The organism is Povalibacter sp. (assembly GCF_036520495.1).
Lineage (GTDB): Bacteria > Pseudomonadota > Gammaproteobacteria > Steroidobacterales > Steroidobacteraceae > Steroidobacter.
The window spans coordinates 13,311-31,081 of the sequence record NZ_DATDJO010000011.1; the positions used below are offsets into that span (position 1 = coordinate 13,311).

The following is a 17,771-nucleotide window of genomic DNA, read 5'->3' on the forward strand; positions in this document are numbered from 1 at the left end:
AACGATTCGCTGGTTCGCGTCATGAAAGCTCTTGCGCTGTCCTTGTTTCTGATCGCCGGCGCGTTCAGCTACACAGTGCATGCCGAAAAGGGAGCAGAGAGCCTCGTCGCGACGGTCAATTCGCTGGCCACTGCCAGCTTCTCCGAAAAGCAGGAAGCCGTTGCTGCCATCGCCGCAACGCGTCATCCCAATGCGCGGGCCGTGCTCGCTGCACTGCTCGAAGGCTATCTTTACTACCGCACGGCAGACCAGCAGGTCTTCATCGTGCAGCCGACCGATGAGACGTTCACACTGACCGATGCCGCGACGCTGCAGTCCGCGGGTACTGGTCCGGCTGCGGATTTCAGCAAGGTCACCACCAACAACGGGCTGCGCAAAGCGCTCAGGGGATTGATTGCCGGGTTCGATCTGGCGGATCCCGATACCAAAGTGCGCCTGGCAGCCGTCAATGAAATGCTCCGCTCGATGGATGAAAGCAGCGTAGCGATTCTGCGTGAGCGCGCCGCCCGCGAGACCGACGACGGCGTCAAACATGCGATCGACAGCGGACTCGCACTGGCCGATCTCGACAGCGAAGCAGCAGAGACGCGCCTTGCGGCCCTGGAGCGTCTGAAGGGAAACCTGAGTCCGGACGTCTACAACCGCATCAAGGCACTCACGCAGCGTGGCGCCGACGGCAGTTATGCCGAACCGGACGAACGCATTCGTCGTGCGGCGGTCCTGACCATCGGCAGTATCGACAACTGGCGGGGCTTCTATGCCGGTGTCGAGACATTGTTCTTCGGCTTGAGCCTGGGCTCGGTCCTCGTGCTCGCGGCCATCGGCCTTGCGATCACGTTCGGCGTGATGGGCGTGATCAACATGGCGCACGGCGAGCTGATGATGCTCGGCGCCTACACGACCTACGTCGTGCAGTTGCTGATGCCGAATCACATCGGTGCATCGATCGTCGTGGCGGTGCCGCTGGCCTTCCTGGTCTCGGGCCTGGTCGGGGTTCTGATCGAGCGAGGCGTCGTGCGATTCCTGTACGGCCGGCCGCTCGAGACGTTGCTGGCGACGTTCGGTATCAGCCTGATCCTGCAGCAGGTCGTTCGCGACATCTTCTCCGCGAACAATCGACCGGTGGAGACGCCGGCCTGGATGGCAGGCTCGTGGCAGATCAACGAGGCGCTGTCGATCACCTATAACCGCCTGTACGTCATTCTCTTCATGGCGGTGGTGTTCATGATCCTGCTGTTCGTGCTGAAGAAGACGACGCTCGGGCTGAAGGTCCGCGCCGTTTCGCAGAACCGTGCGATGGCGAAATCGATGGGCGTGCGGACCGAGTGGGTCGACGCGCTGACGTTCGGACTGGGTTCCGGCATCGCTGGCGTTGCGGGTGTGGCGCTCAGTCAGCTGACGAACGTCGGTCCGAATCTCGGTCAGCAGTACATCATCGATTCGTTCATGGTCGTGGTGTTCGGCGGCGTCGCCAATCTCTGGGGCACGCTGATCGGCGGCATGTCGCTCGGCGTCATCAGCAAGGTGCTGGAGCCGTTCGCGGGCGCGGTGCTCGCGAAGATCCTGGTTCTCATCGCACTGATCCTTTTCATCCAGAGAAAGCCCCGGGGATTGTTCCCGCAGAAGGGCCGGGCGGCGGAGGCCTGACCATGAAAGCGCCAACACCCTTGTTGAACTCATTGCTCGGTGAGCGTGGCACGCAGATCTTCGTCAGCGTGCTGGTGATCACGGCGATCCTCGTGCCGATCCTGCACCTCGCGTTCCCGCAAAGCTCGCCGTTGCATCTGTCGTCGTACACGATGACCCTGATCGGCAAGTACATGACGTACGCATTGCTGGCGGTCGCCGTCGATCTGGTGTGGGGCTACTGCGGCATCCTGAGTCTCGGACACGCGGCGTTCTTCGCGCTGGGCGGTTACGCGATGGGCATGTATCTCATGCGCCAGATCGGCACGCGCGGCGTATACGCGGATCCCGTCCTGCCGGATTTCATGGTGTTCCTGAACTGGAAGGAACTGCCGTGGTTCTGGTCCGGATTCGACATGTTCTGGTTCGCGGCGCTCATGGTCGTCCTGGTGCCGGGAGTGCTCGCGCTGATCTTCGGCTGGCTTGCGTTTCGCTCGCGCGTGACGGGGGTCTATCTCTCGATCATCACGCAGGCGCTGACGTACGCGCTGATGCTGGCGTTCTTCCGCAACGACATGGGCTTCGGCGGCAACAACGGCCTGACCGACTTCAAGGACATTCTCGGTTTCAATATCAATGCGCCAGGAACGCGCGTGGCGCTGTTCGTGGCGTCGGCGATCGCGCTGGGTCTCGGCTATTTCGCATGTCGCTACATCACGCTGTCGCGGGCAGGGCGGGTGGTGCAGGCGATCCGTGACTCCGAAAGCCGCACGCGGTTCATCGGCTATCGGGTCGAGTCGTACAAGCTCTGGGTGTTCGCATTCTCGGCGGTCCTGGCCGGCATCGCCGGCGCGTTGTACGTGCCGCAGGTGGGCATCATCAATCCCAGCGAATTCCAGCCGATCAACTCCATCGAGGTGGTCATCTGGGTGGCGGTCGGCGGTCGCGGCACGTTGTACGGTGCAGTGGCCGGCGCGGTGCTGGTGAATTACGCCAAGAGTTACTTCACCGCAGCGGTGCCGGAGTTCTGGCTCTATGCGCTCGGTGCATTGTTCGTACTGGTCACGTTGTTCCTGCCGCAAGGTGTGGTCGGTCTCGCTGATCGATTCGTTCCGCGGCGTCGTGAACCGGAACCGGAGGCTGTGAGGGCATGAATGCTGCCACTCTCGTACGTCATGGCTTGCAGAAGGCCTTTGGCACCGGCCTTCAGAGCCAGCGCCCGATTGCACCGGATACGACGCACGGCACGATTCTCTATCTCGAAGATGTCACGGTCAGTTTCGATGGCTTCAAGGCGCTCAATGCGCTGACGCTATACGTCGACGTCGGCGAACTGCGTTGCATCATCGGCCCGAACGGCGCGGGCAAGACCACGATGATGGATGTCATCACGGGCAAGACGCGGCCGGATGCGGGATCGGCGTGGTTCGGCCAGCGAATCGATCTACTGACGCTCACCGAACCGGAGATCGCCGAGGTCGGTATCGGTCGCAAGTTCCAGAAGCCGACGGTGTTCGAGCAGCACACGGTGCTCGAAAACCTGGAGCTGGCGGCGGCGGGCAAGAAATCCGTGTGGCATACATTGCTCAAGCCACTCACGGGTGCACAGCGCGATCGTATCGATCATGTGCTGGAGATCGTGCGTCTGCAGGACCGCCGCGATCACCGTGCCGGCATGTTGTCGCACGGCCAGAAGCAGTGGCTGGAGATCGGCATGCTGCTCATGCAGGACTCGCAGATGCTGCTGGTCGACGAGCCCGTCGCCGGCATGACGCCGCAGGAAGTCGAGCGCACTGCCGAGTTGCTGCTGTCGCTCGAGGGCCAGCATTCGGTCGTGGTCGTCGAACACGACATGAATTTCGTCCGGTCGATCGCCCGCAAGGTAACGGTGTTGCATGAGGGCCATGTACTCGCCGAGGGCAGTATGGATCAGGTGCAGAACGATCAGAAGGTCATCGAGGTCTACCTGGGAGAGTGAGCAGTTGATAGTTGAAAGTGGATAGTGAGTAGGGCGGGTCGCTCTTTCGCTATCAACTGTCAACTATCCACTATCAACTAAACAGCATGCTCACCATCAAATCCCTCAATCAGTTCTACTGCGGCAGCCACATCCTCTGGGATGTCGACATGGTCGTGCCGACCGGCTCCTGCACTTGTCTCATGGGGCGCAATGGCATGGGCAAGACGACGCTGCTCAAGTGCATCATGGGATTGCTGCCCACCACGTCGGGGGAGCTGCTTTATGACGGCCAGGACTTGCGCAAGGTGGCTGCCGACAGGCGTGCCCGGCTCGGTGTCGGATATGTGCCGCAGGGTCGTGAGATCTTTTCGCAGCTGACGGTCGAAGAAAATCTGCGCATCGGACTGTCCGCCAGTCGCAGCAAACTTAAAGAAATCCCGGAGCAGATATTCGCGATGTTTCCGGTGCTGAAGAAAATGCTGCGACGTCGCGGTGGTGATCTGTCGGGCGGACAGCAACAGCAGCTGGCCATCGGGCGCGCGATGGTGCTGGAGCCGAAGCTGCTGATCCTCGATGAGCCTACCGAGGGAATTCAGCCCAACATCGTTCACGAGATCGGCGATATCATCCTGCGTCTGAACAAAGAGGCCAATCTGACGGTGCTGCTGGTGGAACAGAAATTACCGTTCGCACGCCGGGTGGCCAGCGAGTTCAGGATCATCGACAAGGGTCGCATCGTCGCCGCCGACGGTATCGGTGGGCTCACCGACGATCTCGTGAAACACCATCTGACGGTTTGAGGGATCGTGCAGTGAACAGCGTTCCGGCAGGCATCGCTCACCCACCAGGCTGGCGCGCGCATCTGAAGCTGCAGTTCGCGGCTCGCGACGGTGTCACCTATCTGCCGTTGCGCCAGCACCAGGGCCCGCTGCTGGTGCAGCGTGTGTTCCATCCCGAAGGCGCTCCCTGTCATGCCTATCTCGTGCATCCGCCGGGTGGTGTGGTCGGTGGCGATGAGCTGCAGCTCGACGTCGATGTGGAGGAGGGTGCACATGCATTGCTCACCACGCCTGCCGCCACGAAGTTCTATCGCAGCGATTCCCGCTTCGCCTGCCAGATGCAGGTCCTGACGCTGCGACGTTCGACGCTCGAATGGCTGCCGCAGGAAACGATTTTCTACCGCGGCGCGCATGTCGCCAGCGAAACGCGCATTCAGCTCGATAAACAGTCGAAGTTCATCGGCTGGGAAATCCCCTGTCTCGGCCTGCCGGCGCGCCAGGAGGCCTTCGAGAACGGTCAGCTGCGATTGAATCTGGAACTGTGGTGCGATGACTCGCCGTTGTTGGTCGATCGCATGCGTCTCGACGGTGAAGGTAACGAGCGCAGTGCGCGCTGGGGTCTGAGCGGCTACGAGGCCATCGGGACGTTACTCGCCTGGCCTGCAGATCGTGCAGCGGTGGATCTAGTCCGCAGCGTGACCTCGTCTGCGGCGGAATCCGCAGTGACGCTGGTCGATGGCGTACTGGTGTGTCGCGCAGTGGCGGCGCAGGCGGAACCAATCCGATTGCTGTTCATCGAGATCTGGCAGAAGTTGCGACCGTATTTGCTCGGACGGCCCGCGGTGTTGCCGCGGATCTGGGCGACATGAGTGAAGAAGGGGCTGCCGGGCTCTGGGTACTGGGCTGCTGGTCAGAATGGATTAGGGCTATCTTCCCTGGCCAGCAGCCCAGTGCCCAACAGCCTTTAGCCGAGATTTCCCATGGACCTGACCCCCAGAGAAAAAGACAAACTACTCATCTTCACCGCTGCGCTGGTCGCGGAGCGACGCAAGGCTCGCGGCCTGAAACTAAATTACCCGGAAGCCGTAGCGCTGATCTCGGCGGCGATCATGGAGGGTGCACGCGATGGCCGGACAGTTGCTGAGCTCATGAGCTTCGGTACGACCATTCTCTCGCGAGATGAGGTGATGGACGGCGTGCCCGAAATGATTCCCGATGTTCAGGTCGAAGCAACTTTCCCGGACGGCACCAAACTCGTGACGGTCCATCAACCGATTCCATGAAGGCGAAAAGAGAATGGCTGCAAAACGCTCAAGAGACACAAAGTGAAGGCAAACGTGCCTTTTCATTTTGTATTTTTTGCGCCTTTTTGCGGCCATTGTTCTTTCGGCTCGCAGAGGTCCACATGATTCCAGGCGAAGTATTTACAGAAGCCGGCGAGATCGAGATCAACGTCGGTCGGCCGACGGTGCGGGTCAAGGTCGCGAATACGGGCGATCGTCCGATCCAGGTGGGATCGCACTATCACTTCTTCGAAACCAACGGCGCACTGCGATTCGACCGTGCCGCGGCGCGTGGCTTTCGTCTCAACATCGCTGCGGGCACCGCGGTGCGCTTCGAGCCGGGACAGGAGCGCGAAGTGGAGCTGGTGGCGTACGCAGGCGATCGCGCCGTGTTTGGGTTCGCGCAGAAAATCATGGGGAAGCTGTGATGGCGAAGATCGGGCGACGCGCCTATGCCGAGATGTACGGGCCGACCGTCGGCGATCGCGTGCGCCTTGCTGATACCGAATTGATCATCGAAGTCGAACGCGACCTCACCATCTACGGCGAAGAAGTGAAGTTCGGCGGCGGCAAGGTGATCCGCGATGGCATGGGGCAAAGCCAGCGTGTTGCGGCCGACGTCGTCGACACGATCATCACGAATGCGCTGATCGTCGATCACTGGGGCATCGTCAAGGCCGACATCGGCCTCAAGAACGGTCGCATCGTCGGCATCGGCAAGGGCGGTAATCCGGACGTGCAACCAGGCGTCGATATCGTGATCGGCGCTGGCACGGAAGTCATCGCAGGTGAGGGACTGATCGCGACGCCCGGCGCCATCGACGCCCACATTCACTTCATCTGCCCCCAACAGGTCGAAGAAGCGATGATGGCCGGCATCACGACGATGATCGGCGGCGGCACCGGCCCGGCAGCGGGCACGAGCGCAACGACCTGCACGCCCGGTCCCTGGCATATCGAGCGCATGTACCAGGCCATCGACGAGTTGCCCATCAACTTCGGTCTGCTGGGCAAAGGCAATGCGAGCCTGCATGCGCCGATTGCCGAACAGGTCGAGGCGGGCGTGATGGGACTCAAGCTGCACGAAGACTGGGGAACGACACCCGCGGCGATCGATGCCTGCCTGTCTGTGGCGGACAAGTACGACGTGCAGGTGGCCATTCACACCGATACGCTGAACGAATCCGGCTTCCTCGAAGACACGCTCGCAGCCTTCAAGGGACGGACGATCCACACCTATCACACGGAAGGTGCGGGCGGTGGACATGCGCCGGACATCATCCGCGCCTGCGGCGAAGCGAACGTGCTGCCGTCGTCGACGAACCCGACGCGGCCGTACACGCTGAACACGGTCGATGAACATCTCGACATGCTGATGGTGTGTCATCACCTCGATCCGGGCATCGCCGAGGATGTGGCCTTCGCCGAGTCTCGCATCCGTCGCGAAACCATCGCAGCCGAGGACATCCTGCACGATCTCGGTGCTTTCTCCATGATCTCGTCCGACTCGCAGGCGATGGGTCGCATCGGCGAAGTCATTACGCGGACCTGGCAGACGGCGCACAAGATGAAAGTGCAGCGTGGTGCGCTGCCCGAAGACACCGCGCGTAACGACAATTTCCGCGTGCGTCGCTATGTTGCCAAGTACGCGATCAATCCGGCGATCACGCATGGTATCGCCCACGAAGTGGGCTCTCTAGAAGTTGGCAAGCTGGCGGATATCGTACTGTGGAAGCCGGCGTTCTTCGGCGCGAAGACGGCGATGATCATCAAGGGAGGCATGATCGTGGCCGCACCGATGGGCGATCCGAACGCGTCGATTCCCACGCCGCAGCCGGTGCACTATCGGCCGATGTTCGGCGCGCTCGGTGGTGCCCGTGCTGCGACCTCCGTGAGTTTCGTGTCGCAAGCCGGGCTCGATGGCGGCCTGGCGCAACGTCTGGGTCTGAGCAAGCGACTCGTGGCGGTCCGGGGCACGCGCCAGCTGCGCAAGCGCGACTTGATTCTGAATGACTACCAGCCCCGGATCGAAGTAGATTCCCAGACCTACCAGGTTCGCGCCGACGGTCAGTTGCTGACCTGCGAGCCCGCGGCGACGCTGCCTCTGACTCAACGCTACTTCCTCTTCTGATCACATGCTGAGTGCATCGACAAAAATTCCCGACAAACGCAACGCCGAGCGGTATCTGTCCTTGCCGTTCGATCAGCGCAGCAAGAGCCGGCTGCGCACGACGCTCGACAATGGCGAGGAAATCGGTTTGTTCCTGGAGCGCGGTTCGGTCCTGCGCGGCGGCGATCAACTCGTGTGCGACGATGGGCGCATCGTTGAAGTCATTGCGGCTCCCGAAACCGTTTCGACGGTCCGCTCGGCCGATCCGCTGCAGCTGCTGCGTGCCGCGTACCACCTGGGGAACCGTCATATCGCGCTGCAGATCGGTGCCGGCTGGCTGCGCTATCAGAATGACTACGTGCTCGATGACATGGTGCGCGGCCTGGGATTGTCGGTCGATGTCGAACTCGCGCCGTTCGAACCGGAGGCGGGCGCCTACGGAGCACACTCCCACGAACCCGGTTCGCAACACGCCATCATCCGTGGTGTCGCTCGCGCTCACGATTGAGCGCCATGTCCGCTGATTTGCGCTTGCTGCGTTTACTGCACCTGGCCAGTCCAGCCTTGCCGATCGGCGCATTTCATTTTTCACAAGGACTCGAATACGCAATCGAAGCGGGGTGGGTGCACGACGAGACGAGCACGCTCGATTGGATCGGCGGGCTTGCAGTGGGGTCGCTGGGATTGCTCGATCTTCCCGTGCTGGCGCGCCTGCTTCAGGCTTATCAGCACAAGAGTCCCGCCGATGTGTCGCGTTGGAATGCCATGCTGATCGCGGCGCGCGAAACCGCGGAACTGCGGGCAGAGGATCGTCACATGGGACCGGCGCTGGTCAAGATTCTGCGCGAGATCGATCCGCAGGCGTTGGACCATGTGCCCGACAAGCCGGGATACGCAGCGGTTTTCGCGGCGGCTTGTTATTGCTGGGGTGTGAGCGCGGAGGATGCGTTGCAGGCGTATGCCTGGGCCTGGACCGAGAATCAGGTGCTAGCGGCCGTCAAGCTGGTGCCGCTCGGACAGAGCGCGGGCCAGCGCATTCTGCATGCGTTGATTCCCCAGCTGGCCGCGGCCGGCGAACGGGCACTGTCGTTGCGGGACGAAGACATCGGCTATTGTTCGGTGATGCAGTCGGTCGCGAGTGCGCGACATGAAACCCAGTACACGCGGCTGTTCCGTTCGTGAACCGCGCGTACCGCGGTGAAATCATCGTCAATGCTATGATCGGACGATGAATCAAGATCTGGAAAAGCTACGTCGCCGCCCGTTCTTCTTCCCGCTGATTTTCCCTCTTCTGGTATTCATTGCCGTCGTCGCGGCGGCCGCCTGGCTGTTCGATGCCCGGGCGACGACCGTGGTGGTGGTCGTGCGCCATGCGGAAACCGAGGTGGGGGCCGATCCCGATCCGGGACTGAGTATCGATGGACGTGAGCGTGCCGCGAGACTGGCGAAGATGCTGTCGCAGGCGCGTCCGGTGCGCGGTCTCGATGCGATTTTTGCGTCCGAGTTGAAGCGAACGCAGCAGACCGTGACGCCTCTGGCGGAGACGCTCGCCCTGCCGTTGAGCGTCGTGCCCTCGGCACGCTGGAACGAATTGCCGAAACGCATTTTGCGGGGCCACCGCGGGGAATACGTCCTCGTATCCGGTAACACCAATACCATTCCGGCTCTGGTCGAGGCACTGAGCGGCCAGCAGGTCGAACTGCGCGAGGACGAATACGACGCCATGTTCATCCTGTTCGTGCCGCAGATCTCGAAGACCAAGGTCATGCGGCTGCGTTACTGACCGCTATGATCGTTCGCGAAATACTCCGACTGCAGACCCGCGGTCGCAGTTTCGAGCCGCTGACCGAGGCTGTGGCGAAACTCGTCCGCAGCTCCGGGATTCGCGAAGGGATCTGCAATCTGTTCATCCAGCACACGAGCGCCTCGCTCATGATCTCGGAGAACGCCGATCCTGCCGTGCAGCGTGATCTCGAACGCTTCATGCAGCGCATCGCGCCCGATGGCAGTCCGGACTACGAACACGATGCGGAGGGTCCGGACGACATGCCTGCGCATATACGCAGCGTGCTGACGAACACGAGTGTGTCAGTGCCCGTAACCGATGGCCGCCTGATGCTGGGTACCTGGCAGGGGCTTTATCTGTGGGAGCATCGACACGCGCGACACAGCCGCGAACTGATCGTAACCGTGATGGGCGACCCCTGATCGTGGCTTGCCAGTTGGGACCTCGATGCTACAATTCGCCGCCTCTCGTCATCGGTGGGGCTGTAGCTCAGCTGGGAGAGCGCGTCGTTCGCAATGACGAGGTCGGGGGTTCGATCCCCCCCAGCTCCACCAACTTCCTTCTCGAATCGCCGCCCCGGTAGCCCAGTGGATAGAGCGGTCGCCTCCTAAGCGACAGGTCGCAGGTTCGATTCCTGCCCGGGGCGCCACTACCCATCGAAGGATGGAACATCGTCGCGACCACTCTTGCGCGCACCACCTTGCATCGCAGCCGATGAAATACCGCGTCGCGCCTCGACGCGGGGCTGCGCACCGGTTCCGGTCATCCACGTAACTCGTCTCGGGCATTCCCGGTCGCCGCCGAGGCAAGGGAATGTGATCCTTGCTGCCCGGCACCATGCGAACTGGCAGCATCGCACGCGTAATGCCAGTCCGCCGGGTGATCCATCATCGCCGTGATTCTTCCAGGGAAGCTTCGAATGGGAGCCCAGGCATGACCAAGGTCGAGCTCGATTCGCGCATCCTCCGCCCAGCGGTCGCGGTTGCGATCGCGGCGATGTGCCTGACCGGATGCCGCAGCACACCGGTCGATGATGATTCCGGGAGACCGTTGAGCGGGGTGGAGCTTTACGAGCGGCTGTGCTCCAGCTGCCACGGCCCCATGGCACGCGGCGACGGTCCGGTAGCGCCATTGCTCAAGACCGGCGTACCGGATCTGACCCTGCTCGCGCGTCGCGACGGCGGCGAGTTTCCGACGGAGGACGTGCGGCGGGCGATCGACGGACGCTGGGATCGCCGGGCGCATGGGCAGCGCGATATGCCGGTCTGGGGTTGGCAGCTTTTCGATATGTCTTCGCCGAATGCCGCGGGCGAGCGGGAGCATGTGGACTCCATGATCGACCGCCTCGTGGCCTACCTGAAGTCGGTGCAACGTTCATGATGCGGCGCTGGTTGCAATCGCTCGCGTTGACCAGTCTGGTGCTCGCTTATGCGGCTGCGACACCGGCAGCGGACGATCTCGTCACGTTGTCCGGCAAACAGCTCTATGAGAGATACTGCGTCGCCTGTCATGGCGTCAAGGGACGCGGCGATGGACCGGTGTCCGACTCCTTCGCCATCGAAGTGCCGGATCTCACGCTGATTGCGCGTCGTCACGGCGGCACGTATCCGCGCGACCTGGTGGAGCGGATCATCGACGGTCGCCATATCCTCGGTGCGCACGGCACACGCACGATGCCCGTCTGGGGCGAGGACTTCGGTCGCCTGCGCATCGGCGATCCCGATGCGGAAGCGGCCACGCGGACCATCACGCTGCGTCTGGCGGACTATGTGTGGCTTTTGCAGCGTCCGGACGCTGGCGATCAGCAAACGCGACCCTGAGCCGGTTCCTACAGAAGGTAGCGCACCCTCGTTGCGCGGGTAGCAGAAAACCACATGACTCGCCCGGGAGAACCGACGCGACGCCTGAAAAGCCTGCGTCATTGCAGATGCCCCTGAGCCCTTAAGCGGATCTCCGCATTCGCTGGCCTGCCCGTTTGCGAAACACTTCATCCGCAGTGTGGCGACGAGGCAGTCCGTTATGAAACAGAACATCGGTAGTACGGACGGCGCAGTTCGCATTCTGCTCGGCCTTGGTTTGTTCGGGTTCCTGCTGTTCACGCCGTCGGCGACACGCTGGTGGGGTCTGCTCGGTTTCGTTCCGCTGCTCACGGCGTTCGTGGGTAGTTGTCCCCTGTACAGCCTGATGGGCATCGATACCCGAGGTAGCGGCGAACGGCATTACCGGCGCTGACACGAGGGCAGGTTGCTCTGCCTTCCCGCAATTGAAGGAGACCAACGATGCAGATCGAACAGTATTGCCGACGCGGTGTAGTCGCCATCAGCGGCAAGGAGGACGTTGCCGCGGCAGCCAGGCTGATGCGCGAAAAGCATGTCGGCTTCCTCGTCGTATTCAATGAGGGCGATACGCTGCGCAAACCCGTCGGGGTGCTGACAGATCGTGACATCGTGCTGCAGGTGACCGCCCGGGATGTTGATCCGCATTCGGTGACGATCGGCGATGCGATGACACATCAACCGCTGATCGCCAACGAGAACGACGAGCTCGGCGACTTGGTGCAGGCGATGCGCCAGTCTGGCCTGCGCCGCGTGCCGGTCGTCGATTCTCGCGGGGCTCTGACGGGCATCATGGCGCTCGACGACGTGATCGACCTGCTCGCCAATCTGCTTGGCGAAGTGGCCGGCTCGATCAAGAGCGGGCAGCGGCAGGAGTGGCGGGCGAAGTCGAGTTGAAGCAAACGGCGGCCGTGCGTCCGAATCAGCACTACGCTCCCGATTGACAGCGTAGCGCGTACCTCGCCGCGGTCACCGTGTGTGGGCGGCGCGTGAAGAAAAAACGTCAGGCTGCGGGCGTTGCCGCGAAACGTTCCAGATGGAAATCGGCGTCGCCGAACGTCAGGTCGATCGCTGTCAGGCGCTTGAAGTGGTGGCTGACCATCAACTCGTCGGTCATGCCCATGCCGCCGTGCAACTGGATCGCCTGCTGACCCACGAAGCGTCCTGCCTGTCCGATGATGACCTTGGCGGCGGACAAGGCACGCTTGCGCTCGCTGGCATCGGGATCAGTGCACTTGATCGCAGCCAGATAGCTCATGGACAGCGCCTGTTCGCTTTGCAGGAACATGTCGGCCATGCGGTGCTGCAGGACCTGGAATTTGGCGATCGGCTGTCCGAACTGCTTGCGGGACTTGGTGTAGTCGAGCGTCGCGGCGTTCACGGCTTTCATGATGCCTACGGCCTCGGCGCACAACGCGCTGATGGTGACTTCGTAAGCGCCTTCGATGGCTGCGAATGCCTGGCCGGCCACGCCGATGAGATTGCCGGCCGGGACTTTGACGGCTTTGAGCTCGATGTCTGCGGCGCTCTGACCATCGAATGTCCGATAGCTGTTCACGGTGACACCGGCGGACGTCGGGTCCACACGGAAGACGGACATGCCGTCCGCGTCGCGGGTCTGGCTGCTGGTGCGCGCCGTGATGAGCAGTTCGTCCGCGGCGCCACCATGAGCGATGACGCTTTTGAGTCCATCCAGGACATAGCCATCGCCGCTCTTTTCCGCGCGAGTGGCGAGATGATCGATGGCGCCGCGCGTCTGCGGTTCCTGGTGTGCAACGATGACGATGCGCTCGCCGGAGGCAATGACGGGGAAGAGGTCCGCGGCGGCTTTCTCGTCGCTCAAGCGTGTGAGCAATGCCGGCGTGAACACGGCCGCACCCAGAAATGGTTCGACCAGCAGTCCCTCGCCGAACACATTCATCACCAGCATGGTATCGACCGGTCCGGCGTTCAGGCCGCCGTGCGCTTCCGGAACGTTGAGTGCCGTCAGGCCAAGGCCGGCAAGTTCGTTCCAGGTATCGCGGCTCCAGCCTTGTGTCGATTTGAGAATTTCCCGACGAGTCTCGAAGGCATAGCTTTCACGCACGAAGCGCCGCACGGTGTCGGCCAGGAGTTGCTGTTCTTCGCTGAAATTGAAATCCATGATGTTCCCTTGCAGTCCGGCCAGTCGTCAGAGTCCCAGGATCATCTGGGAAATGATGTTGCGCTGGATCTCGTTCGAGCCGCCGTAGATGGTGACTTTGCGCGCGTTGCAGTAGGTCGCTGCGAGCGGCGCGGCGTATCCGGGGCCGGCGACCGACTTGAGATCACCTTCCTCGCTCGATTCGCGATGGAAGGGCAGGGCGTACGGCCCGACCGCGTACATCATCAGTTCCGTCAGCGTCTGCTGGATCTCGGTGCCCTTGATCTTCAGCACGGACGCTTCCGGGCCGGGCGCGCGTTTCTCGGCTTCGGCCGACAATGCACGCAGGTTGGTGATCTCTAGCGCCATCAAGTCGACTTCGACCTGGGCGATGCGTGCTGCGAAGAGCGGATCTTCGCTGAGTGGCTTGCCGTTCTTGTGTTCCTTGGCGGCGATGTCTTTGAGACGTCCCAGTTCGCGCTTCGATGCGCCAACGCCTGCGATGTTCGTGCGTTCGTGCCCGAGCAGGAACTTCGCGTAGGTCCAGCCCTTGTTTTCCTCGCCGATGCGATTCTCGACCGGCACCTTCACGTTCTCGAACCAGACTTCGTTCACTTCGTGTGCGCCATCCATCGTGATGATGGGGCGCACCGTGATGCCCGGTGTCTTCATGTCAATCAGCAGAAATGAAATTCCCTGCTGCTGCTTGGGCGCATTCGGATCGCTGCGTACCAGGCAGAAGATCCAGTTCGCATGCTGACCGAGGGTATTCCACGTCTTCTGGCCATTGACGATGTAGTGGTCGCCCTGGCGCTCCGCGCGTGTCTTGAGTGAGGCCAGATCCGAACCTGCGCCAGGTTCCGAGTATCCCTGGCACCACCAGTCTTCGCCGCTCAGGATCCGGGGCAGGAAGCGTTGCTGCTGCGCCGGATTGCCGAAGGCCATGATGACCGGCGCGACCATCTTGAGGCCGAACGGAATCGTGCGAGGTGCGCCGGCGGCCGATGCTTCCTCATCGTAGATGTGCAGTTGCACCGGTCCCCAGCCTGTGCCGCCGAACTGCTTCGGCCAGCTTGGCGCTGCCCAGCCCTGCTTGTGCAGGATTTGCTGCCAGCGGGTGTAGTCCTCCGCCCGGACGGGCAAGCCATTTTTGACTCGGGTCGCGATGTCCTGGGGAAGCCGTTCCCGGAGAAAGGTCCGTACTTCATCGCGGAAAGCGAGTTCATCGGCAGTAAAAGTCAGATCCATGGAATGCGCTCTTGGTGGCGTAAATACCGCTGTGTGGAATACAGATTTCCCTAGTGGGCGGCATCATAGGGATCAGCCGGAGCAGTTAGCAACCGGTTGAGTTGTCAAATATCCTCCGGACTCAGGCCGCAGCCCCTGTCTTCGCGTGGCATTCTGGACATCGTTCGCGTCTAGCCGCTTGTTTATGGTCGAAGATCTTGGTTGTGAACGGAGAGGTGTGATAGCGTCCGCGCGGAACAAAAGACCGCAGCGTGGAATCCATGCCGACAATTCTAAAGCGCTGCGACCAACAGAAGATCGGCGTTCAATCGATCCAGGGGTCCAGGGAGAATGTCCCGAAAGCACTTTGAATTCTGGCCGCGGCACCTGGCGCGCAACATCACCGCGCCGTCGACGAACTTGTTCTACAACGCGGAAGTGTCCGCCGCGCGTTTCCCAGACAAGCCGTTGATGAATTTCTACGGCACAGAACTCACCTATGGTGAGTTCCACGCGCAGGCCGAGCGACTGGCGGGTTACCTCGAGCACCAATGCGGCGTGAAGAAGGGCGACCGCGTGTTGCTCGTCATGCAAAACAGTCCGCAGTTCATCGTGTCCTACTACGCAGTTCTGCGGGCCAATGCGATCGTGGTGCCTGTGAGTCCCATGAGCGTGACCGCAGAACTCGAGCATTACCTGCACGACAGCGGCGCACGGATTGCATTGGTGGCGCAGGAGATATTTCCTCAGTTGCGGCCGCTGGTGGGTACCACGGTGGACCACGCCATCGTCGCTGCGTATTCCGACTACGTTACGCATCCCACTGATCTGCGGATTCCAGAAGCGGTGGCGGCTCCCCGCGAAAAGATCGAGGACAGGAACGTCACGCTGTGGGCGGATGCACTCGCTCAGAAGTTGCTGCCGGGCCCGCTCACCATGGGGCCGGACGATCTCTGCGTCATTCCTTACAGCTCCGGCACGACCGGACGTCCCAAGGGTTGCATGCTGTCGCACGCCAATGTGATGCACACGCTGCTGGTCAACCGCGCCTGGTTCAGCGCGACGCCCGATTCGACACAGCTGGTGGTGTTGCCGTTCTTTCACGTGACCAGCATGCAGGGAGGAATGAACGGGCCGATCTTCCAGGGCAGCACGATCATTCTAATGAGTCGCTGGGATCGTGAGACCGCCGCGGAACTCATTCAGCGTTACGAGCCGATGTCGTGGACTGCCATAGCGACGATGGTGATCGACTTCCTCGCGAATCCGCGGCTACCCGACTACGACCTGTCCTCGCTGGTGCAGGTGTCCGGCGGCGGGGCGGCCATGCCGGCGGCAGTGGGTGAACGGCTGCAGCAATTGATCGGATCCGGCTACATCGAAGGCTATGGGCTCACCGAAACGATTGCACCGACACATATCAATCCGCCGGATCGACCGAAGCGGCAGTGTCTCGGCATTCCGGTGTGCAACACCGATTCGCGCATCGTCGATCCGGAAACCCTGCAGGAACTGCCGCCCAACCAGGTTGGCGAGATCGTGACGCACGGTCCGCAGGTCTTTCAGGGTTACTGGCGCAACGAGGCGGCGACGCGCGATGCATTCATCGAGATCGACGGCAGGAAATTCTTTCGCACCGGTGATCTGGGGTATGTGGATGACGAGGGCTATTTCTTCCTGGTCGATCGCCTCAAGCGGATGATCAATGCCTCAGGCTTCAAGGTCTGGCCGGCCGAAATCGAGGCGCAGATGTACCAGCATCCGGCGATCCAGGAAGCCTGCGTGATCGCGACCAGGGACGCTCATCGTGGCGAGACCGTGAAAGCCCTCGTCGTGCTGCGCTCGACCCATCGCGGCTCGGTGAGCGAAGAGGAGATCATCGAATGGACACGCCAGAACATGGCGACCTACAAACATCCGCGCATCGTCCAGTTCGTGGACGCCTTGCCCAAGTCGGCGACCGGCAAGGTGCAGTGGCGGTTGCTGCAGGAAGCGGAAATGGCGCACGCCTGAGCACGCGGCCGGAAGAATCGAATCATCGACACTTGAAACCCAGGGCGAACTCATTATGGCGACAGGAGCATCGGAAATGACCAGGCTGGCACAGACCGGCGCACAAGCCACGGCGCCCCGACCCCATGTCGGCAAGCAGGATCGGCACTTCGTCACGGCGCTGTCGCGCGGACTCGATGTGCTGTCGTGCTTCCGCAGCGGCAGCCGGCTGTTGGGCAATCAGGATATTTCGGAGCGCTGCCGACTGCCGAAGTCGACGGTGTCCCGGCTGACTTACACGCTCACGAAACTCGGCTACCTCCACTATGTGAAGGAATCCGGCAAGTATCGTCTCGGTACAGCAACCCTGGCGCTGGGAAGTGCGGTGCTGAGCCGCTTCGAAGTACGCGATCTGGCGCGTCCGCTGATGCAGGAACTGGCGGATCTGACCGGCACCACGGTGTCACTCGGTGCGAGGCAGCGCCTGAGCATGGTCTATGTCGAGGTCTGCAAGGGCAATGCAGTGCTGTCGCTCAATGGTGAAGTGGGCATGCGCCTGCCGCTCGCGACGTCCGCCATCGGCCGCGCCTATCTGTCGGTGTGCTCGGACACGGAGCGCGCGGACCTCATGGAGCAGATTCGCGAACTCGACCACCTGGCATGGCCGAACATCAGGAACGGCATCGACAAGGCCCTGGCAACGTACGGTGAAAGCGGCGTCTGCGGCTCGTTCGGCGACTGGCAGCCTGACGTGAACGGCATCGCCTGCGGCTTTCGTCCAGGCAATGGTCTGCCGCCGATGGCGATCAACTGCGGAGCGCCGGCCTTCAAGGTCTCAGAGGAGTATCTGATGTCGGAAGTGCGTCCGCGCCTGATCGATATCATCCATCGGATCGAAGAGGGGCTCGGACAGGCGCGTTGATCCTGCGACGACGAATTTTCCCCTCGATCAGTTACGGCGCGCATCGGCTCGATGCGCGCCGTTTTGTTTTCCACGTGGTCGAATTGCCGGGTTTGCTGATTCAATCAGCTTGCTATGTGAACCATTCAC

The 17,771-nt window shown here is 61.8% G+C and carries 20 protein-coding genes and 2 tRNA genes; 20 read left to right on the forward strand and 2 right to left on the reverse strand.

Features of this window, described 5'->3' with window-relative positions:
- Window positions 1-21: 21 nt before the first annotated feature.
- The 18 genes from urtB to VIZ63_RS03260 all read left to right on the forward strand — a co-directional run bounded on the left by urtB (window position 22) and on the right by VIZ63_RS03260 (window position 12,276).
- A complete protein-coding gene (gene urtB / locus VIZ63_RS03175) occupies window positions 22-1,647 on the forward strand; it encodes an urea ABC transporter permease subunit UrtB (RefSeq protein WP_414703757.1) in 1,626 nt (541 codons plus the stop codon).
- Between the two features lie 2 nt (window positions 1,648-1,649).
- Window positions 1,650-2,780 carry an urea ABC transporter permease subunit UrtC gene (gene urtC / locus VIZ63_RS03180; protein WP_331608051.1) on the forward strand — a complete coding sequence of 377 codons (1,131 nt, stop codon included), beginning with the start codon at window positions 1,650-1,652 and terminating at the stop codon, window positions 2,778-2,780.
- On the forward strand, window positions 2,777-3,604 hold the full coding sequence (gene urtD / locus VIZ63_RS03185) for an urea ABC transporter ATP-binding protein UrtD (RefSeq protein ID WP_331608052.1): 828 nt from the start codon (window positions 2,777-2,779) through the stop codon (window positions 3,602-3,604). The genes urtC and urtD overlap by 4 nt, the downstream gene beginning before the upstream one ends.
- Window positions 3,605-3,690: 86 nt before the next feature.
- Window positions 3,691-4,386 (forward strand): urea ABC transporter ATP-binding subunit UrtE, encoded by a 696-nt coding sequence (gene urtE / locus VIZ63_RS03190; protein WP_331608053.1) that lies wholly within the window; start codon window positions 3,691-3,693, stop codon window positions 4,384-4,386.
- A gap of 11 nt (window positions 4,387-4,397) precedes the next feature.
- Complete coding sequence (locus tag VIZ63_RS03195; protein ID WP_331608054.1) at window positions 4,398-5,234, forward strand: urease accessory protein UreD; 837 nt, start codon at window positions 4,398-4,400, stop codon at window positions 5,232-5,234.
- A gap of 111 nt (window positions 5,235-5,345) precedes the next feature.
- Complete coding sequence (locus tag VIZ63_RS03200; protein ID WP_331608055.1) at window positions 5,346-5,648, forward strand: urease subunit gamma; 303 nt, start codon at window positions 5,346-5,348, stop codon at window positions 5,646-5,648.
- A gap of 122 nt (window positions 5,649-5,770) precedes the next feature.
- On the forward strand, window positions 5,771-6,076 hold the full coding sequence (locus VIZ63_RS03205; protein ID WP_331608056.1) for an urease subunit beta: 306 nt from the start codon (window positions 5,771-5,773) through the stop codon (window positions 6,074-6,076).
- On the forward strand, window positions 6,076-7,779 hold the full coding sequence (gene ureC / locus VIZ63_RS03210; RefSeq protein WP_331608058.1) for an urease subunit alpha: 1,704 nt from the start codon (window positions 6,076-6,078) through the stop codon (window positions 7,777-7,779). The genes VIZ63_RS03205 and ureC overlap by 1 nt, the downstream gene beginning before the upstream one ends.
- Before the next feature lie 4 nt (window positions 7,780-7,783).
- The gene (ureE, locus tag VIZ63_RS03215; RefSeq protein ID WP_331608059.1) at window positions 7,784-8,266 is read left to right on the forward strand and encodes an urease accessory protein UreE; all 483 of its coding nucleotides are present in this window, start codon (window positions 7,784-7,786) and stop codon (window positions 8,264-8,266) included.
- Window positions 8,267-8,271: 5 nt separating this feature from the next.
- The gene (locus VIZ63_RS03220; RefSeq protein ID WP_331608060.1) at window positions 8,272-8,940 is read left to right on the forward strand and encodes an urease accessory protein UreF; all 669 of its coding nucleotides are present in this window, start codon (window positions 8,272-8,274) and stop codon (window positions 8,938-8,940) included.
- Between the two features lie 46 nt (window positions 8,941-8,986).
- Window positions 8,987-9,541 (forward strand): phosphoglycerate mutase family protein, encoded by a 555-nt coding sequence (locus VIZ63_RS03225; protein WP_331608061.1) that lies wholly within the window; start codon window positions 8,987-8,989, stop codon window positions 9,539-9,541.
- Between the two features lie 5 nt (window positions 9,542-9,546).
- Entirely contained in the window at window positions 9,547-9,966 is a 420-nt protein-coding gene (locus VIZ63_RS03230; protein WP_331608062.1) for a secondary thiamine-phosphate synthase enzyme YjbQ, read from the forward strand.
- A gap of 56 nt (window positions 9,967-10,022) precedes the next feature.
- Window positions 10,023-10,098 (forward strand) — tRNA-Ala (locus VIZ63_RS03235).
- A 19-nt stretch (window positions 10,099-10,117) separates the two neighbouring features.
- Window positions 10,118-10,193 (forward strand) — tRNA-Arg (locus tag VIZ63_RS03240).
- Between the two features lie 284 nt (window positions 10,194-10,477).
- Window positions 10,478-10,924, forward strand: coding sequence for a cytochrome c (locus VIZ63_RS03245; RefSeq protein WP_331608063.1), 447 nt, complete (start codon window positions 10,478-10,480; stop codon window positions 10,922-10,924).
- A complete protein-coding gene (locus VIZ63_RS03250) occupies window positions 10,921-11,364 on the forward strand; it encodes a c-type cytochrome (protein ID WP_331608064.1) in 444 nt (147 codons plus the stop codon). Before VIZ63_RS03245 ends, VIZ63_RS03250 begins: the two co-directional genes overlap by 4 nt.
- Window positions 11,365-11,563: 199 nt before the next feature.
- Window positions 11,564-11,776, forward strand: coding sequence for a DUF2892 domain-containing protein (locus VIZ63_RS03255; RefSeq protein WP_331608065.1), 213 nt, complete (start codon window positions 11,564-11,566; stop codon window positions 11,774-11,776).
- A gap of 47 nt (window positions 11,777-11,823) precedes the next feature.
- Window positions 11,824-12,276 carry a CBS domain-containing protein gene (locus VIZ63_RS03260; protein ID WP_331608066.1) on the forward strand — a complete coding sequence of 151 codons (453 nt, stop codon included), beginning with the start codon at window positions 11,824-11,826 and terminating at the stop codon, window positions 12,274-12,276.
- A gap of 106 nt (window positions 12,277-12,382) precedes the next feature.
- Here the strand turns inward: VIZ63_RS03260 and VIZ63_RS03265 are convergent, their stop codons facing one another.
- Complete coding sequence (locus tag VIZ63_RS03265) at window positions 12,383-13,522, reverse strand: acyl-CoA dehydrogenase (RefSeq protein ID WP_331608067.1); 1,140 nt, start codon at window positions 13,520-13,522, stop codon at window positions 12,383-12,385.
- A 27-nt stretch (window positions 13,523-13,549) separates the two neighbouring features.
- Window positions 13,550-14,749 (reverse strand): acyl-CoA dehydrogenase family protein, encoded by a 1,200-nt coding sequence (locus VIZ63_RS03270; protein ID WP_331608068.1) that lies wholly within the window; start codon window positions 14,747-14,749, stop codon window positions 13,550-13,552.
- Window positions 14,750-15,079: 330 nt separating this feature from the next.
- On the opposite strand from VIZ63_RS03270, the gene VIZ63_RS03275 reads away from it, so the two are divergent.
- A complete protein-coding gene (locus tag VIZ63_RS03275; RefSeq protein WP_331608069.1) occupies window positions 15,080-16,741 on the forward strand; it encodes a long-chain fatty acid--CoA ligase in 1,662 nt (553 codons plus the stop codon).
- Window positions 16,742-16,817: 76 nt separating this feature from the next.
- Window positions 16,818-17,642 carry an IclR family transcriptional regulator gene (locus tag VIZ63_RS03280; protein WP_331608070.1) on the forward strand — a complete coding sequence of 275 codons (825 nt, stop codon included), beginning with the start codon at window positions 16,818-16,820 and terminating at the stop codon, window positions 17,640-17,642.
- Window positions 17,643-17,771 lie beyond the last annotated feature (129 nt).

Coding starts and splice junctions, on each gene's coding strand:
- urtB (WP_414703757.1), top strand. CDS start 22: ATGAAAGCTCTTGCGCTGTCCTTGTTTCTGATCGCCGGCGCGTTCAGC.
- urtC (WP_331608051.1), top strand. CDS start 1,650: ATGAAAGCGCCAACACCCTTGTTGAACTCATTGCTCGGTGAGCGTGGC.
- urtD (WP_331608052.1), top strand. CDS start 2,777: ATGAATGCTGCCACTCTCGTACGTCATGGCTTGCAGAAGGCCTTTGGC.
- urtE (WP_331608053.1), top strand. CDS start 3,691: ATGCTCACCATCAAATCCCTCAATCAGTTCTACTGCGGCAGCCACATC.
- VIZ63_RS03200 (WP_331608055.1), top strand. CDS start 5,346: ATGGACCTGACCCCCAGAGAAAAAGACAAACTACTCATCTTCACCGCT.
- VIZ63_RS03205 (WP_331608056.1), top strand. CDS start 5,771: ATGATTCCAGGCGAAGTATTTACAGAAGCCGGCGAGATCGAGATCAAC.
- ureC (WP_331608058.1), top strand. CDS start 6,076: ATGGCGAAGATCGGGCGACGCGCCTATGCCGAGATGTACGGGCCGACC.
- ureE (WP_331608059.1), top strand. CDS start 7,784: ATGCTGAGTGCATCGACAAAAATTCCCGACAAACGCAACGCCGAGCGG.
- VIZ63_RS03220 (WP_331608060.1), top strand. CDS start 8,272: ATGTCCGCTGATTTGCGCTTGCTGCGTTTACTGCACCTGGCCAGTCCA.
- VIZ63_RS03225 (WP_331608061.1), top strand. CDS start 8,987: ATGAATCAAGATCTGGAAAAGCTACGTCGCCGCCCGTTCTTCTTCCCG.
- VIZ63_RS03230 (WP_331608062.1), top strand. CDS start 9,547: ATGATCGTTCGCGAAATACTCCGACTGCAGACCCGCGGTCGCAGTTTC.
- VIZ63_RS03245 (WP_331608063.1), top strand. CDS start 10,478: ATGACCAAGGTCGAGCTCGATTCGCGCATCCTCCGCCCAGCGGTCGCG.
- VIZ63_RS03250 (WP_331608064.1), top strand. CDS start 10,921: ATGATGCGGCGCTGGTTGCAATCGCTCGCGTTGACCAGTCTGGTGCTC.
- VIZ63_RS03255 (WP_331608065.1), top strand. CDS start 11,564: ATGAAACAGAACATCGGTAGTACGGACGGCGCAGTTCGCATTCTGCTC.
- VIZ63_RS03260 (WP_331608066.1), top strand. CDS start 11,824: ATGCAGATCGAACAGTATTGCCGACGCGGTGTAGTCGCCATCAGCGGC.
- VIZ63_RS03265 (WP_331608067.1), bottom strand. CDS start 13,522: ATGGATTTCAATTTCAGCGAAGAACAGCAACTCCTGGCCGACACCGTG.
- VIZ63_RS03270 (WP_331608068.1), bottom strand. CDS start 14,749: ATGGATCTGACTTTTACTGCCGATGAACTCGCTTTCCGCGATGAAGTA.
- VIZ63_RS03275 (WP_331608069.1), top strand. CDS start 15,080: ATGTCCCGAAAGCACTTTGAATTCTGGCCGCGGCACCTGGCGCGCAAC.
- VIZ63_RS03280 (WP_331608070.1), top strand. CDS start 16,818: ATGACCAGGCTGGCACAGACCGGCGCACAAGCCACGGCGCCCCGACCC.